General features: G+C 65.9%; 18 protein-coding genes. 6 read left to right on the top strand and 12 right to left on the bottom strand.

Annotated elements, in window-relative coordinates; all coding sequences use genetic code 11:
- Positions 1–24: 24 nt before the first annotated feature.
- From JM664_RS15675 to JM664_RS15630, 10 genes are all read right to left on the bottom strand, one after another.
- On the bottom strand, positions 25–615 hold the full coding sequence (locus JM664_RS15675) for an invasion associated locus B family protein (RefSeq protein ID WP_227420880.1): 591 nt from the start codon (positions 613–615) through the stop codon (positions 25–27).
- Between the two features lie 18 nt (positions 616–633).
- On the bottom strand, positions 634–2,154 hold the full coding sequence (locus JM664_RS15670) for a ShlB/FhaC/HecB family hemolysin secretion/activation protein (RefSeq protein WP_227420879.1): 1,521 nt from the start codon (positions 2,152–2,154) through the stop codon (positions 634–636).
- On the bottom strand, positions 2,151–2,654 hold the full coding sequence (locus tag JM664_RS15665; protein WP_227420878.1) for an invasion associated locus B family protein: 504 nt from the start codon (positions 2,652–2,654) through the stop codon (positions 2,151–2,153). The genes JM664_RS15670 and JM664_RS15665 overlap by 4 nt, the downstream gene beginning before the upstream one ends.
- Positions 2,655–2,874: 220 nt before the next feature.
- Positions 2,875–3,792: a methylenetetrahydrofolate reductase gene (locus JM664_RS15660; RefSeq protein ID WP_227420877.1), complete on the bottom strand. Its 918-nt coding sequence runs from the start codon at positions 3,790–3,792 to the stop codon at positions 2,875–2,877.
- Positions 3,793–3,913: 121 nt separating this feature from the next.
- Entirely contained in the window at positions 3,914–5,359 is a 1,446-nt protein-coding gene (locus tag JM664_RS15655) for a mannitol dehydrogenase family protein (protein WP_227420876.1), read from the bottom strand.
- Positions 5,360–5,425: 66 nt separating this feature from the next.
- Positions 5,426–5,848 (bottom strand): PaaI family thioesterase, encoded by a 423-nt coding sequence (locus JM664_RS15650; RefSeq protein WP_227420875.1) that lies wholly within the window; start codon positions 5,846–5,848, stop codon positions 5,426–5,428.
- Positions 5,848–7,377, bottom strand: coding sequence for a tripartite tricarboxylate transporter permease (locus JM664_RS15645; RefSeq protein WP_227420874.1), 1,530 nt, complete (start codon positions 7,375–7,377; stop codon positions 5,848–5,850). The genes JM664_RS15650 and JM664_RS15645 overlap by 1 nt, the downstream gene beginning before the upstream one ends.
- A gap of 46 nt (positions 7,378–7,423) precedes the next feature.
- A complete protein-coding gene (locus JM664_RS15640; RefSeq protein ID WP_227420873.1) occupies positions 7,424–7,870 on the bottom strand; it encodes a tripartite tricarboxylate transporter TctB family protein in 447 nt (148 codons plus the stop codon).
- Between the two features lie 60 nt (positions 7,871–7,930).
- Positions 7,931–8,920 (bottom strand): Bug family tripartite tricarboxylate transporter substrate binding protein, encoded by a 990-nt coding sequence (locus JM664_RS15635; protein ID WP_227420872.1) that lies wholly within the window; start codon positions 8,918–8,920, stop codon positions 7,931–7,933.
- Between the two features lie 84 nt (positions 8,921–9,004).
- Positions 9,005–9,679, bottom strand: a complete 675-nt coding sequence (locus tag JM664_RS15630; protein WP_227420871.1) for a GntR family transcriptional regulator — start codon at positions 9,677–9,679, stop codon at positions 9,005–9,007.
- A 113-nt stretch (positions 9,680–9,792) separates the two neighbouring features.
- On the opposite strand from JM664_RS15630, the gene JM664_RS15625 reads away from it, so the two are divergent.
- Genes JM664_RS15625 through JM664_RS15610 form a run of 4 tightly spaced genes read left to right on the top strand, consistent with a single transcriptional unit; the run spans position 9,793 to position 13,333 of the window.
- Positions 9,793–10,989 carry a CaiB/BaiF CoA transferase family protein gene (locus tag JM664_RS15625; RefSeq protein WP_227420870.1) on the top strand — a complete coding sequence of 399 codons (1,197 nt, stop codon included), beginning with the start codon at positions 9,793–9,795 and terminating at the stop codon, positions 10,987–10,989.
- A gap of 21 nt (positions 10,990–11,010) precedes the next feature.
- The gene (locus tag JM664_RS15620; protein WP_319637548.1) at positions 11,011–11,799 is read left to right on the top strand and encodes an enoyl-CoA hydratase; all 789 of its coding nucleotides are present in this window, start codon (positions 11,011–11,013) and stop codon (positions 11,797–11,799) included.
- 11 nt (positions 11,800–11,810) lie between these two features.
- Positions 11,811–12,605: an enoyl-CoA hydratase/isomerase family protein gene (locus JM664_RS15615; protein ID WP_227420868.1), complete on the top strand. Its 795-nt coding sequence runs from the start codon at positions 11,811–11,813 to the stop codon at positions 12,603–12,605.
- A complete protein-coding gene (locus JM664_RS15610) occupies positions 12,590–13,333 on the top strand; it encodes an SDR family NAD(P)-dependent oxidoreductase (protein ID WP_227420867.1) in 744 nt (247 codons plus the stop codon). The genes JM664_RS15615 and JM664_RS15610 overlap by 16 nt, the downstream gene beginning before the upstream one ends.
- On the opposite strand, the gene JM664_RS15605 is transcribed toward JM664_RS15610, so the two are convergent.
- The gene (locus JM664_RS15605; RefSeq protein ID WP_227420866.1) at positions 13,311–13,643 is read right to left on the bottom strand and encodes a hypothetical protein; all 333 of its coding nucleotides are present in this window, start codon (positions 13,641–13,643) and stop codon (positions 13,311–13,313) included. The two genes, JM664_RS15610 and JM664_RS15605, sit on opposite strands and share 23 nt — an antisense overlap.
- 138 nt (positions 13,644–13,781) lie before the next feature.
- On the opposite strand from JM664_RS15605, the gene JM664_RS15600 reads away from it, so the two are divergent.
- Entirely contained in the window at positions 13,782–13,949 is a 168-nt protein-coding gene (locus JM664_RS15600) for a hypothetical protein (RefSeq protein WP_227420865.1), read from the top strand.
- A gap of 196 nt (positions 13,950–14,145) precedes the next feature.
- Positions 14,146–14,427 (top strand): DUF2442 domain-containing protein, encoded by a 282-nt coding sequence (locus tag JM664_RS15595; protein ID WP_227420864.1) that lies wholly within the window; start codon positions 14,146–14,148, stop codon positions 14,425–14,427.
- Here the strand turns inward: JM664_RS15595 and JM664_RS15590 are convergent.
- Positions 14,402–15,355: a hypothetical protein gene (locus JM664_RS15590; RefSeq protein WP_227420863.1), complete on the bottom strand. Its 954-nt coding sequence runs from the start codon at positions 15,353–15,355 to the stop codon at positions 14,402–14,404. The genes JM664_RS15595 and JM664_RS15590 overlap by 26 nt on opposite strands.
- Between the last annotated feature and the right edge of the window lie 49 nt (positions 15,356–15,404).

Raw genomic sequence — 15,404 nt, 5'->3', positions numbered from 1 at the left:
GGCACGGCGCGCCGGCGCTTCGCGTCACCCGGTAGTGTCGCGGATCGCGTCCATCGCCTCGGCGAACTCGCTGATGTCGACGCGGAGCACGATCGGCTCGGCCTCCGGCGCCATGCGGAAGCCGAAGAGCAGCGCCTCGACCTCGGCGAAGAGCGCCAGCTCCTCCTCGTCGAGCGGCGCGGCGGCCTCGCACACCTCGCCGGCGCAGCGCTGCCAGATCATTTCGCGCTGCTCCTGGGCGTCATCGCCCTCGAAGCGGTAGACCGCGCCGCCAGGCAGGTAGACGCCCATCGGCACCTGGGCCAGCAGGATCGCGCCGTCACTGACCGGCACGGCGATGAAGCGCGCCACCAGCTGCCCGCTTTCGCGCAGCGACTGCTCCTGCACCAGGCGGCAGCTCGTGCGGCTGGTGGTGACGGCATCGCAGGACAGGATCCAGTCGCCGAACGCGGTGTTGTTCGGGATGTCGGCGGGTGCCGTTCCCTCCGATGCGGTCTCGGTTCCGGCCTCCGTCTCGGGCGCGGCGGCACCGGCCGCGTCGTCCTGCGCCAGCGCGTTGCCCGCCAGAAATGCCATGACGGCCGCCGTTCCCGCGATCTTTGCAAGTCGTCCCATTCCTGCCCTCTTCCTCCCTCAGAAGCTGAAGTCGATGCCGACGTAGAAGCGGGGCTCGGTCTCCTCGAAGCCCAGCGTCTCGATCAGCGGCTGTCCCACCATCGCCAGTAGCGCGGCGCTGTCCCGCCAGGTCAGCGTCGCGCCGACGCCGACGGAGGCGAGGTAGTCCTGGTCCGCATTGATCCCGCCATCCTGCCGGAACGGCACGATCAGCGCTGCATCCACGAAGCCGAAGGGCCGCACCTCCACCTCGTTCTCCGCCACCGGCCGCCACGCCTCGCGCGGCGAGAGCTGGAAGTTGGCGATAAGTCCCGAGTCCCCACCCCGCACGTCGTTCGGGTAGCCACGCACCGTCTGCGGCCCGCCCGCCAGGATCAGCCGCGCAACCGGCAGGTTCTGGTCTGGCGCAAGCTGCGCGTTGAGCGCGGCGTCGAAGACCAGCCGCTCGCCGAGGAGTCGGCTGTAGGTCGCACCGCCGAAGGCGAGGTAATAGGTGCCCTCCGTCTCGGTCGTGCCCATCGCTTCGAGCTGGCCCACGCGCAGACCGAAGGTCAGCCCCAGCGCCGCCCGGCCGAAGCGGCGGCTGTGCTGCGCGCGGCCGAAGACCTCCGTCAGGTCCACGTCCGCGAAGGCCAGACCCAGGATCTCGGACTCGGACTGCTCCGCCGACAGCCCGCCCTCCAGCACCCAGTGGCTCGACGGGCGCACCCGCCACGCGCGGCGATAGCCCAGCGTCACCGCCTGCGTGCTCGACTCGATCTGGACGTCGGCGAACTCGCCGCCGATGATCTGGCTCTCGCTGAAGCTGAGCGTGCCGAACACGCGTCCTCCGGCCGGCCCAACGGGGCGCGAGTAGCCCAACGACGCGGACGACGCCCCCTCGGACGCTTGGTACTGGAACGACAGCGTGTCGCGCACGCCGGTGACGCTCGACCAGCGAAAGAAGAGCGAGCCGCGGGTCTCGCCGGTCTCCTCGCGCCCGAAGTTGTCGGCCGATACAGTCCAGGCCCAGCGCGGCGTTTCCTCGCCCGTCACGGTGACGCGTGTCGTGCCCGCGGCGGTACCGGGTGCGAACCTCAGCGACGGCGAGACGTCGTGCGAGATGTCGAAGATCCGCAAATCGGTGGCGATCCGCTCGAAGTCCGGCCGCTCGCCCGGCACCAGCGAGATCGTGCGTGAGAGAAAGTCAGGATCGGTTCGGTCGAGCCCCTCGTACTCGACTGACTCGATCGTCGCCTCAACCAGCGAGACGCGCAGCGTGCCGTCGCGGATCTCCTGCGGCGGGATCACCGCCCGCGCCGTCGGGATGCCGCGCCTCAGGTAGAGCTGCTCCACATCGTCAAGCATCTCCGTCAGGTCGGGAAACGTGATCGGCCGGCCGACGTAGCGGCGCGCCACATCTTGAAGCTCGTCTTCAGAGAGGTAAGTCGAGTCCTCGAATGCGACTGCGTCGATCAAGAAGGTCTGCGCCGTCGCCGGCAGGACGCCGAGGCAGAGAGCGAAGACGAAAGCCAGCGTGCGACTGAGCGGGACGATCATTGCGCCATCGCCTCCAGCCCCGCCGTCAGCCCCATGAGCGAGACATCGAAGGCGATGGGCGGCCCCTGCGCACGCGGCCGGTAGACCAGCCGCGCCTCTCGCGCCCGCTTCCATGCCGCGAGTGCCGAAGCGTCGAGCGCGAGCCGCGCCTCGCAGGCGCCTTCTACGCAACGGACGAAGCGACCCGCCGACGTCTCGGCCCCCGGAACCTTCACGAAGATGCCGGACGCGAGATGCACCTGCAGGGGCACCAGCAGCTGGACCTCGGCCGCAGCGTCCGCTCGTTGCGCCGGCTGAAGGCGGAGGGTGGCAAGCCAGGTCCGATCGCCGGCAAACGTGGTGGTGGAGAGAATGCAAGGATCGCCTGCGCCGGGGCAGCCGAGCGTCCAGTCGCGATGGATCTCCACCCGTTCGACCGTCTCCAGGGCACTCGCCGTATGAGGTGCCGAAAGAAAGGCAAATGCGGCGCCGAAGACGGATGCCCGTAGCCGCGATGCCATGAAGCTTCCTTCCCGGGAGAATGAGTTTGGGATCAGGACAACAGGGATATCGCTAAATGGCCGGACGCGTGAGACTACGCCTCGACAGCATGAACTGCGATCATCGTAGGCGGAGCAAGCTGCGCCTGTCGATGATTTTCTCAATGACTATCGGGAGGGGAAGCCACGCGAGGTGGCTCGGCTATTGCCGGCCGCGTCAAATGAGCCTATGGCCGTTCCGTCAGGCCGTGGCCGCAATACCCGTTTTTCCGGTGCGGCTCCTGACCCAATCCGCGCTGGCCGTGATCCCCCCGAGCGGGAAGAAATGCAGCTGCCGGATCAGGCTTTCAGGGTTCGCTGCGCAATGGGCCGCAAGGTCCGCCACGACGTCGGTCGGCTCGCACGGGACAACCAGTTTCGTCACGTCGCGCGCGCGCTTCTGCAGAACTCTCATCGACGGGCCGACACCGCAGGCCGCAGCGTACTTGATGAGCGTCTGGAGCTTGGCCGGGCCGGCGATGCCGACGTGAACCGGCAGCGCGACCCCCATCTCACGCAGCCGCTCCGCCCAGACGATCACCGGCTGCGCCTCGAAAACGAACTGCGTTACAATCGCCATCTCGGCATCGGTGCGCTCTGCGTAGGCCTGCTTCCACAGTATCGCGTCGTCCGCCATCCGGGAGGAACCGTCGGCGTCGATGTCACGGTTGCCCTCCGGGTGACCGGCGACGTGGATCCGCCGGAACCCGTCGAAGAAGCCGGTTTCGAGAAGCTGCATCGAGCTGTGGAAGTCACCCCTCGGCGTGCTCACCCCGCCCGCCAGCAGGAGCGCCTGGTCGACGCCCGCCTCCTCGCGATAGCGCCGGATCCACGTGCCAAGCGTCGCCGCGTCGGGGATGATCCGCGCCGGGAAGTGCGGCATGACCGGAAATCCCTCGTCCCGCAGTCGGCGCGCCGTGGACACCATCTCATCGATCGGCGTCCCGTCGATGTGCGCGATGTAGACTCTGGTTCCGCGGGGCAAGATCTGTGCGAACTGCTCGACCTTCGCCGCCGTGCGCGGCATCACCTCGATCGAGAAGCCTTCCAGCACATCGTTCAATGCATCAGTGCGAGGGGCGCGCCTGGCCCTCCAGGACATCAGGTCGAACAGAGCCATCGCAATCTCCAGGAGAGGGCCGCGACCGCCTCTATATACAGGACGCGCTTTTCGCTCAACGACTCGTGGAAGCTGCGTGGAAGATTCTGCGAAGAAGCGGCGGACAGGTGGCGCGGCTCCGTCAGCGAGCGGCGAAATCCTGCACCGTCCTCCTTGCGCCTCGCGCGGTCAGCCGGTCGTAGGCCGCCGTGACGGCGGTGCGGAAGCCGCGGTCCTCCGCGAGTTTCGGCGAGAAGATGTCGGCGATGCCGAGAAGCGCGTCGACCTTCGCCGGACCGGTCGACGCGTGATCCAGGGCTTGCCTCAGTCGCGCGGCCATTGGATCGCTCACCTCGATGGGCCCGCCCGCTTCGTCGACGCCGCCGACGTAGCGCATCCATGCCGCAACGACGAGCGAGAGTCCGTCGATGGATCGGTCCGCCTCCAGATTGTCCGAGATCGGGCCGAGGATGCGTTGCGGCAGCTTCTGCGAGCCGTCCATCGCGATCTGCGAAGTTCGGTGACGGATCGCCGGGTTCGCGAAGCGCTCGAGGAGCGTCTTGGTATAAGCGGCGAGATCAACGTCCTCGGGTTGCTGTAGCGTCGGAATGACCTCTTCGCGCCAGAGATGCTGCACGAAATCGGCGAGCACGGGATCCGCCACGGCGTCGGCAATCGTCTCGTGCCCCGCCAGGAAGCCTAGATAGGCCAGTGCCGAGTGCGCGCCGTTGAGACAGCGCAGCTTCATCAGCTCGAACGGCTCGACATCGGAGACGATCTGCGCCCCTGCCCGCTCGATAGTCGGCCGCGCACCGTCGACGAAGTCGTCCTCGACCACCCACTGCCGGAACGGCTCGTGCAGGACCGGCGCGGCGTCGTAGCGCCCGGTCAGGTCCGCAATCCGGCGCACGTCCTCATCCGTGACCGCCGGGACGATGCGGTCGACCATCGTCGCCGGGAACCTCACCTCGCGCGCGATCCAGTCCGCCAGCTCCGGCGAGACCATCTCCGCGAGTTCGAGGATCACGCCCCGCACGAGCGGCCCGTTCTTCGGTAGGTTGTCGCAACAGAGCACCGTGAACGGCCGCTCCCTCTTCCCGCAGCGCCGCTCGAGCGCCCGGACGAGGAAACCCGGCGCGGAGCGCGGTGCCTTCGGGTGCTCCACGTCGTGCCGGATATCGGGATGCTCGCGGTTCAGCCGTCCGCTGGCGGGATGGTGGCAGTAGCCCTTCTCCGTCACGGTCAGCGAGACGATGCGGACGCCGGGATCCGCCATGCGCCGCAGCACCGCCTCCGGGTCCTCGGGCGCGACGAGGACGTCGCGAACGACCTCGACGACGCGCGGATGCTTCCCGTCCGGGCCAAGCTCGACCGCGGTGTAGACGAAATCCTGTGGCGAGAGCCGGTCGCGGATGCCGGGGCTGCGCAGGCTGACGCCGACAATGCCCCAGTCGCCGCCGTCCGCCTCCATCGCCTCGGCCACGTAGAGTGCGCCGTGCGCACGGAAGAACGCGCCGAGCCCGACGTGGACAATGCCGACATCCGAATGCGGAAGTCCGCTCCGGATCAGGCGTGGTAAGTCTGTCATGGCTGCCTCCATCGCGGCCGACCCTACGCCAGGGTGGCGCGCGGACACCAGTGGACCCGTGACAGGCTACTCGGGCATCTTCCAGGTCGACGTCGCCATCGAGAGAAGCTTCGCGTTCTCGTCCGTCATCCGCGATTCCATGGCGCTCAGCGATCGGCCGCGCTTGAGGAACCGACCCGTGCAGCGCACCTGCCCCGGTCGCACCGGGCGCATGTACTGGATCTTCATCTCCAGCGTCAGGCCACCACTCCCGGCGACATGGTGGATGAGGTGCCCCATCGACACATCGAGCGCCACGGCCGCGATGCCGCCATGCAGACTGCCCTGCGGGTTGAACATGTAGTCGCGGACAATGAAGGCGACGACGCAGGTCTCGTCGGGAAAGGTGATGTCGAAGCCGAGGAATTTCGCGAGGAAGAACCGGCCAAAGGCCGGTTCCTGTGTCGCGAGCGCGTCTTCGAAAATCGCTCGTACTGCGGCGTCGTCCATCAGTCCTCCTCGCCCGAGGCGGCGTCGAGCTTCGGCGGGCGGCCCAGCCGCTGCATCAGCGGAACGAGCAGCAGGATGCCGATCGTGATGGCGATGATCCAGAGCGAACCCGGACGCTCAAGGAAGATCCAGAAGCTGCCGCGCGAGATCGTCAGCGTCTGGCGCAGCGCCTCCTCGGCCAGCGGCCCAAGCACCAGCGCGAGCACCAGCGCGGCCGGCGAATAGCCGAAGAGACGCATGAAGAACCCGACGATGCCGGCCACGAACATCAGCCAGGTCTCGGTGATCGAGCCATGCACGCTGAAGGTGCCGATGGTGCAGACCACCACGACAGCGGGCGCCAGCACCCGGTAGGGGATCTTCACCAGCCAGACGAAAAGCGGAATGGCGAAGATGTTGATGGCGAGCAGCGCCATGTTGCCGAGGTACATGGAGGCGATGAGGCCCCATGCGAATTCGGGGTTCTGCTCCATCAGGAGCGGGCCCGGCCGCAGGCCCCAGAGCAGGAACGCTGCCAGCAGCACCGCCGTCGAGGCCGAGCCGGGGATCCCCAGCGTCAGGAGCGGGATCATCGCGCCCGACGAGGCGGCGTTGTTCGCCGACTCCGGCCCCACCAGACCTGCCATCGCACCCTTGCCGAACTTTTCGGGCGTTTTGGAGACCGAACGCTCTACCGAATAGGCCATGAGAGAGGCGATCGTCGCGCCGGCGCCAGGGATGACGCCGACCACGAAGCCGAGTAACGAGGCGCGGAACATCGTCACGCGCGTCTCTACCCAGTCCCGGGCCTCAGGCCAGAAGCGGCTCTGTTTCGAGTACTGAACGATCGAGCCCGAGCCCGAGGCGTGCAGGCCCTGATAGAAGGCATAGTAGAGTTCGCCGAGGCCGAAGAGGCCGATGGCGATTGGAATGAAGTCGATGCCGCCGATCAATTCGGCCGAGCCGAAGGTGAAGCGCCCCTGCCCCGTCTCGAGGTCAACGCCGACCGTGCCGAGCGCGAAACCGATCAACACTGAGATCAGGCCATAGCGCCAATTGGCGCCGATCATCACCACCAGCGTCAGCAGGCCCATGATGGCGAGCAGGAAATACTCCGGTGGACCGAAGTTGCGCGCAACCTGGCTGAAGGCCGGCGCGAGCAGCGTGATCATGATGACGCCGATCGTGCCGCCGACAAAGGAGGCGACCGCCTGCATCACGAGGGCCGGCCCCGCCCGACCCTGCTGCGCCAGCGGAAACCCGTCGAAGGTGCTGGCCACCGTCGCCGACTCGCCAGGCGTGTTGAGCAGGATCGACGTGATCGTGCCACCGTACATCGAGCCGTAATAGATCGCGGCCAGCATCATCACCGCGCCGATCGGATCCATCCCGAAGGTGATCGGCAGCAGGATCGCGAGGCCGGCGGAGGGCCCGAAGCCGGGAATGATGCCGACGATCATGCCGACCATCGCGCCGATCAGCAGATAGGCGATGTTGATCGGGCTGACGGCGACGGAGAAGCCCATCCAAAGGTCGGCGAAGAGGTCCATCAGGCGGGGACTCCAGTGGCAGGGCGCAAGGGCGCCACGACAGGTTTCAGATCGGAAGCGAGATCATGCCCTCGGGCATCGAGGCATTCAGCCAGACATCGAAGAGGTAGTAGATGGCTGCCGGTAGTAGCACCGCGATCGCGAGGTTCTGCAGGTGGTGCCCACGATTGAGGATCGAGAGCGTGACCAGGAGGAAGATCGCCATGGCGAGCGTGCCGCCGACGATCGAGAAGAGCATGACGAGCCCGCCGGACAGCAGCGCCATCATCGCGATAACGGACCAGTACCCGGTCATCACATCGTCGAGCCGCATCCGCCGCAGATCCTGCGGCAGGCTGACGAGGCAGAGCAGGATCAGCCCCACGCCGATGAGCCTGGGAAAGAAGCCTGGTCCGAGGCGGCCGCTCACCGTCAGGAACGACAGCTCGACAAACGCCACGTACGTGTAGAACGCGCTGATCAGGAGCAGCGCGAATAGAAAGCCGATGCGCATCTGACGCTTTTCCCCAGAATGACCGGCGGCGTCATGCCGCCGGTTCGCTTGTCTTGAAGATCAGTCGATGACGCCCTGCTCCCGGAGGATCGTCTCGAAGTTCTCCTGTGTGCTGAGGATCGTCTCTTCGAACTCGTCGCCGTACTGGATGTTTTCCGTCAGCTGGTTCGTCTCGATGTAGTTCTTCCACTCCTCGGTCTCGACGACCTGCTTCATCGCCTCGATCCACCAGTTCTGCGCCTCTTCCGAGACGTCCGGTGCGAGGATCAGTCCACGCGGAAGAGATACGCCGATCTCGTAGCCGGATTCGGCCATAGTGGGCACGTCGCCCAGCGCGCTGGGCGGTGTGTCGCCGCTGAAGGCCAGTGCCTTCATGTCGCCCGACTCGACGAGGCCGAGGATCTCGGCCGGGTTCGCCATCATCGCGTCGAGCGCGTCGGAGAGGAGGGCCGTGTTCATCTCGCCTGCATCGTTGAACGACACGTAGTCAAAGTCGAAGTCAGCCTGATCCGACAGGATCTTGGCGACGATGAAGTCGACGTTGATGGTGCCGATGCCGCCGATCGTCGGCGGGTTCTCGCGCGCGCTCTCGATGAACTCCTCGAAGCTGTCGATTTCAGAGTCGCCGTTGACCAGCAGCACGAGGTCGTCCGACGCGAGGAGCGCGACCGGCGTGAAGTCGCTCGGGCCCCAAGGCGTGTCGGCCTGCAGCGGCGTGGTGATGTAGCTGCCGCTTGTCGTCGAGATGGCGTAGGGATTGCCCGCCTGCGAGTAGAGATACCCCCAGCCAACAGCGCCACTGCCGCCCGCACGGTTTTCGACCGCGATTTCGGCCGGATAGATGTCGTACTTCTGCAGGATGTCGACGATCGTGCGGGACATGATGTCGTTGCCGCCGCCCGGCCCGAAGGCGATCGTCCATTCGAGCTGTTCGCTGGGGTAGTCCTCCTGCGCCGCCGCCTGCTGCGGCAGCGCCAGCGGCGCGGCGACGACTCCCGCCATGGCGCCGGCCTTGATGAGGCTCCAAGCCTTTCCGGTCATTCCGATCATCTTCATCCTCCCTTGAGTTTCTGGTTTCGTGCGGATCCGGTGTCGCATCTCTCCGATCTTGCCGTCCGCACCGCCGGCATTTCGTCAGTCCATCGTCCTCAGCCACCTGCGCTTGCCGCTGATGTGGTGGCGCTCTGCCGCCTCGCGCGCCGCCTCCGCATCCCGCCGCTTCAACGAGGCAACGATGCGCCGATGCTCGGCGTTCGATTCGCGCATCGCGTCTGCAGAAGTTAGCGCGCGCCGCCGGAAGAGGTGCGCCTCCTTCACGATGGACCGGTAGAGCAGCGTCGAACGTGGGCAGGCCGACACCTCCATGATCCTGTCATGGAACGTGAGGTTCAGCGAATAATAATCCTCCGGCGCCTCGTTTTCCGCAGCCTCGTCCATCGCGTCGACCAGCACCTCGAGCTCATGCTCCTCCTCGTGCGTGATCCGCTCCGCCAGGCGGCCGCAGGCATAGCCGACCACCACGGCGCGGAGGTCGTAGAGCTCGGATGCTTCCTCGATCGAGACCTGGCGCACGAAGGCGCCCTGGTTGATGACGCTGGTCGCCAGGCCGTCGCGCTCGAGCAGGCGTACCGCCTCGCGCACGGGGCCGCGACTGACCCCAAGCCGAGAGGCGAGCGCAGCCTCGTTGAGGCGCTCGCCCCCCCTGAGTTCGCCGCTCAGGATCAGCCGCTCCAACTCGTCACGCACCAGCGCCGTCAGGGACTGACTGCGGCGTTGCGAGATCGCCTCGAGGATGCTTTCGCTCGACATGCGCCAACTCTCCCGCTTCGGATGGGACGTTGTCAACGGTTTTCAGACTGCATGTTGTTGACAATCTTCGTGCCGTTGACGCACTCTCCCCAAAACCCAAGGGAGGATCGGCCGTGTCATTCAAGCCCGCCGCAACGGCGCTGTCCCGCTTCACCGTCCTGGACCTCAGCCGCGTACGCTCCGGCCCGACCTGCGCCCGTCAACTGGCCGACTGGGGCGCGAACGTCATCCGGGTGGAGATGCCGCCGGCGATCGAGGGGGGCGACGGTCCTGGTGGCCCGCGCCACGGCTCGGACTTCCAGAACCTCCACCGTAACAAGCGCAGCCTCACGCTGAACCTCAAGGCGCCGGAAGGGCGCGAGGTGCTCCTGCGCCTGGTCGAGAAGGCGGACGTGCTGCTCGAAAACTTCCGCCCGGACGTGAAAAAGCGGCTCGGGATCGACTATGAAGAGCTTAGCAAGATCAACCCGCGCCTCGTCTACGCCTCGATCTCTGGCTTCGGGCAGGACGGACCCTACGCACGCCGCCCCGGCTTCGACCAGATCGCGCAGGGCATGGGCGGGCTCATGTCGATCACTGGTCTGCCGGGCCAGGGGCCGGTCCGCGTTGGTGTCCCGATCGCCGATCTGACCGCCGGGCTCTTCACCGCGAACGGCATCATGGTCGCGCTCCTAGAGCGCGAGCAGTCGGGGGAGGGTCAGTGGGTGCACACCTCGCTCCTGCAGGCGCAGATCGCGATGCTGGACTTCCAGGCAGCCCGCTGGCTGATGGATGGCGAGGTCGCGAGGCAGGCCGGCAACGACCATCCGACCAGCATCCCCACCGGCGTCTTCGCCACCGCCGACGGCCACATCAACATCGCCGCGACGGGCCAGCGGATATGGGAGCGGCTCTGCCGCGCGATCGAGGCCGAGGAACTGATCGGCGACCCCGATTATGCAGACGGCGCCGCGCGGTCGAAAAACCGCAAGGCGCTGAACGCCGCCATCGGCGAGAAGACGGCGCAGAAGACCTCGCAGGAATGGGTCGACATCTTCAACGAGGCTGGCGTGCCCTGCGGCCCGATCTACACGATCGACGAGATGTTCGCCGATCCGCAGGTGCAGCATCTCGGAATGTCCTGGTCGGTCCAATCGCCGGCGCTCGACCGCAAGATCGACCTCGTGGCGCAGCCCGTGAGGATGAGCCGCACCGAGAGCGGGATCGCGGTGCCGCCGCCGGAATGCGGCGAACACACCGACGAGATCCTGGCCGAGTTCGGCTACGGCGAGGAAGAGATTGCCCGCTTCCACGAGAACGGCGTCGTCTGAACGACGCGTGAGGAGACGCCACTGATGACCGATAAGATGATCGCGAAGAAGGCCGACGGGTTCGGCTGGATGATCTTCAACAATCCTGAGCGGCACAACGCCGTGTCGCTCGACATGTGGCTGGCCGCCATCGACATCATGGGCGACTTCGCTTCGGACGACGACGTGCGCGTCATCATCATCGCCGGCGCCGGTGAAAAGTCCTTCGTCTCTGGCGCCGACATTTCGAAGTTCGACGACGAGCGCGCCGAGGCCGACGCGGTCGCCCGCTACAACGACGCGACCGAGGGCGCCTACCAGGCGGTCCTGACCTCGCCCAAGCCCACCGTCGCGATGATCCAGGGCTACTGCATCGGCGGCGGCACCAACCTTGCCGTCTGCGCCGACATGCGCATCGCGAGCGACCGGGCGCAGTTCGCGATCCCGGCCGCCAGGCTCGCCCTCGGCTATGACTTCGTCCGCGTGCGCCGCGTGATGGACCTCGTGGGACCGGCCTATGCCAAGGAGATCTTCTTCACCGCACGCCGCTTCACGGCCGAGGAGGCGCTGGCGATGGGCCTCGTCAATCGCGTGGTCCCGCACGACGAGCTGGAGGCGAAGACGCTGGAGATCGCCCGGACCATCGTGGACAATGCGCCGCTGACGATGAAGGCGATCAAGCAGTCGGTCCACGAGGCACTGAAACCGGAGAGCGAGCGCGACCTCGCGCTTTGCGACCGGCTCGTGCAGGACTGCTTCGAGAGCAACGACTATGCCGAGGGCCGCCGCGCCTTCGCCGAAAAGCGCAAGCCGGTCTTCACCGGGCACTAGGAGGGCCGTTCATGACGGACACCGATCACGCAGACGAACTGCTCTACGAGGAGCGGGACGGCATCGGCTGGATCACCCTCAACCGCCCGCATGCCCGCAACTCGATGACCTTCGCGATGTACGAGCGGCTGGCCGAGATCTGCGAGGGCGCCAACGGGTCAAAGACGCTGAAGGCGCTGGTGATCACTGGCGCGGGCGAGAAGGCCTTCGCCGCCGGCACCGACATCTCGCAATTTCGGGCTTTCAAGACCGAGAAGGACGTCTTCGACTACGAGGCGCGGATCGACCGGGTGCTCGAGGCTGTCGAAACGGTGCGGCAGCCGACCCTTGCCGCCATATCGGGTGCCTGCACCGGCGGCGGCGCCGCAATCGCTGCCTGCTGCGACTTGCGGATCGGCGCCGCCAGCACGCGCATCGGCTATCCGGTCGCCCGCACGCTCGGCAACACGCTCTCCATGAACAACTTCGCGCGTCTGAAGGACCTGATCGGCAGTGCCCGCGCGAAGGAGCTCATCTTCACCGCGCGACTGATGCAGGCCGACGAGGCGCTGGCCCTGGGCCTCCTCACCGAGATCCTGCCTGATCACGACGCGCTGATGACACGGGCCGACGAACTCGCCCGGCATCTCGCCTCGATGGCGCCTCTGACACTGCAAGCGGCCAAGACGGCTTTTCTGCGGCTCCAGGTGCGGATGCCCAAGGGCGCCGGCGAGGATCTGGTCCGGCTCTGCTACAACAGCAACGACTTCCGCGAAGGCATGGAGGCGTTCCTCGCCAAGCGGCCACCGCAATGGACAGGGACGTGATGGAACGGGATCTCGCAGGAAAGACGGCTTTCGTCTCGGGCTCCGGCCGCAACATCGGCCGTTCGATCGTGCTGGAGCTCGCCCGGCGGGGGTGCAACGTCATCGTCAACGGCTCATCCGACCGCGCAGCCTGCGGTGCGACGGCCGAGGCCGCTTCGGCCACCGGCGCCGGGACCCTCGTCGCGATGGGCGACGTGAGCCGGGCCGAGGACGTCGCGCGCATTTCCCGCGAAGCGGTGGAGCGCTTCGGCGCAGTCGACATCCTCGTCAACAACGCGGCCGTCCGCCCCCACAAGCCATTCCTCGAGAACACCTTTGAGGACTGGCGCAAGGTGCTAGCCCTTGACCTCGACGCCTCGTTCCTCACCTGCCGCGCCTTCGCTCCGGCGATGGTGGAGCGCGGCTGGGGGCGGATCATCGGCATGACCGGAATGAAGGCGATGCACGGCTATTTCGAGGGTGCGCCGATCTCGGCCGCAAAGCACGGCGTCTGGGGGCTGACCAAGGCGCTGGCGAAAGAGCTTGGGCCACATGGCGTCACCGTCAACGCCATCTCTCCCGGTCCGATCCGGAAGGAAGACGAGGCGCCGGGGGGCGAGGCGCCGGTGCCGCTTGGACACAAGGGCGATCCGGAGGACATCGCGGGCATCGTCGGCTTCCTCGCCGGCGAGGGCGGGCGCTTCGTCACCGGGCAGATGATCGCGGTCAACGGCGGCGGACAGACCTGAATTCCCCCTTTGTGGCCAGTGAGTTGCCCAGGATGCATTCCTCATGCACGCGGGCGGCGAAGTGGAAGCTTTGTGCTGCGCGTGCGTCGGCCCCCTGCCCCGGCGCTTCGGCGTAGGCGCGGGCGATGAGGTTGGCGGCGAGGGCGGGGTCGGCTGTCTCGCCGGCCAGCAGCGCGACGTCCTCGCGGGGGGTGCGGTTCTGGCGCAGTTCCATGATCCGGCCGGCGAGCGTTGCGCGGGCGTCGCAGTGTGCGGCCTGCGCCTCGGCTGGAGTTGCAAGAACGGCGAAGAGGGCCAGCGGGATGAGCAAGAAACGTCCTCCGGGCGGCGGATGTCGCCAAGATTTGTCTTAGTTCCAGAGGGTTAACGATGTCGCAACCGCCGGCGGTGGCTACGCGTTATCGTGCTCGAAGCGGGGCCGGTGCTCCGCAGGATACTGGAGTCTTGCATGAAAAATCCATGGATGAGCGCGTGGCTTTCGGCCGCGAACACGGCGACTTCGGCCGGTCGCGGGCAGATGGCGGCGGAGGCGAGCCGGCAGCAGAAGGCGATGATGGAGGCCTGGATGGCCTTCTGGTTCCCCTGGATGCCGCGGGATGGCAAGCGCCGGCGGTAGGGTCGGTGCACGGATTTTTGCAAGTTCGTGCAAGTCTCGACCCCCGGTTTTACAAGTTCATGCAAGAAATCCCGGTCTTGCATGACATGTACATTTTGGAACCTTCGGGGAACATGAGGGGCGCGCGGGGCGCGGGCGCTTCCGGTCCCCGGTTGGGGCTGGCGGGCTGAAGCCCGCCCTACGGGAGGTGTCGGCGGTGGAGATCGCGGCGGCGTGGTGCGATGCGGAGCGGCTGTGGGTGGCGCTCTCCGACGGGCGGCGGCTCGGGGTGCCGCTCGCGTGGTTTCCGCGGCTGGTGCGGGCGTCGGCGGAGGCGCGGGAGGCGGTGGAGATCAGCGCCTTCGGCCTCCCAGGGGAGACGCTGGACGAGGGCGTTTCCGTCGTGAGCGTTCTCGCTGGGCGGAAGGCAGACAGCGCCGGGGGCAAGTATCTTGTCTCCTCGCGCACAACGATCAAGGGAAACCTAGCAGACCCATGATCAAAGTTGCGAACAAGCTTCCTGTCACCCCTAATGCGACTGAGGTAAGCACCCCGTCTTTAGCCGAGACTCTTGGCCTCGGAGGAGGAGTATCACCAGAGAACAGGATCCGAGCGAAGTAATGGCTGTCCAGCGCGCGCGCATGACGAAAGCACACAAGACAATACAGAAAGGTCACTAAGCCGACTACTGCGGACACCCTTCCTGCATATTCGATCAGACCCAACACCGCGCCGACCAAGGGACTATGGCCGTCCGCGAAGCTCAATCCAGCCACTCTCAATGTGCTTCCTGCCCGGAGCATCTCAACCGCACTGTCTACACCGTGTTCTTCTACTAGCTGGACTACATCTGCCGTAATGAGCGCATTTGTCGCTGGATCATAGATGGCCGGCGCCCGAACGCTCCCGATCATGAGTAGCATTGCTATCATTGAGATAGACAGAGTCAGGATGAGACCAACATGGCCAGCGATCTTTAATCGCAGTATTTTTCCCTCTGTGATTCCTGCGAGGATCTCTTTTCTAAAGAACGCAGCGGGAGCCAAGAGAAGCCTCATCTTCGGCGCATTACTCCCAGTAGTTTTCTTCTCAAGCTTGAGGATTTCTGAAGTCAAAAGACTAATCACGCCTGTAGGCCAAGTAATGTCAGTGGACCTTACGCCAATGCGAGCTGACCCGGTATCGCCAGAAATGAAGATAAGTGTGATTATCTGCTTCTCGTAGCTTTTCTGGTCGCCTTCCCGATTGAAGCCAATCAGATACGAGATCGTTGCTTCCAACGCCCTTGGGTCTTCGTGTGTCGGCTCTTCAGTAGCGAAGAATTGATCATAGGTCGAAACCGTAAGTTGTGTATTATCTTCATACCAAAGGTTGCATGAGAACTCTCTGTTTATGGCGTCTGATCTTGCCCCCGTTTCGCCGGACACTCAGGCGGTTGCGGTTTGAGCTGCGATGAACTCGCGAGGCGAGCGCATC

This window comes from Roseitranquillus sediminis (assembly GCF_016918935.1).
In the GTDB taxonomy this organism is placed as follows: domain Bacteria; phylum Pseudomonadota; class Alphaproteobacteria; order Rhodobacterales; family Rhodobacteraceae; genus Roseitranquillus; species Roseitranquillus sediminis.
Note: the sequence above shows the minus strand (reverse complement) of the source record. Positions and strands in the feature narration are given on the sequence as shown.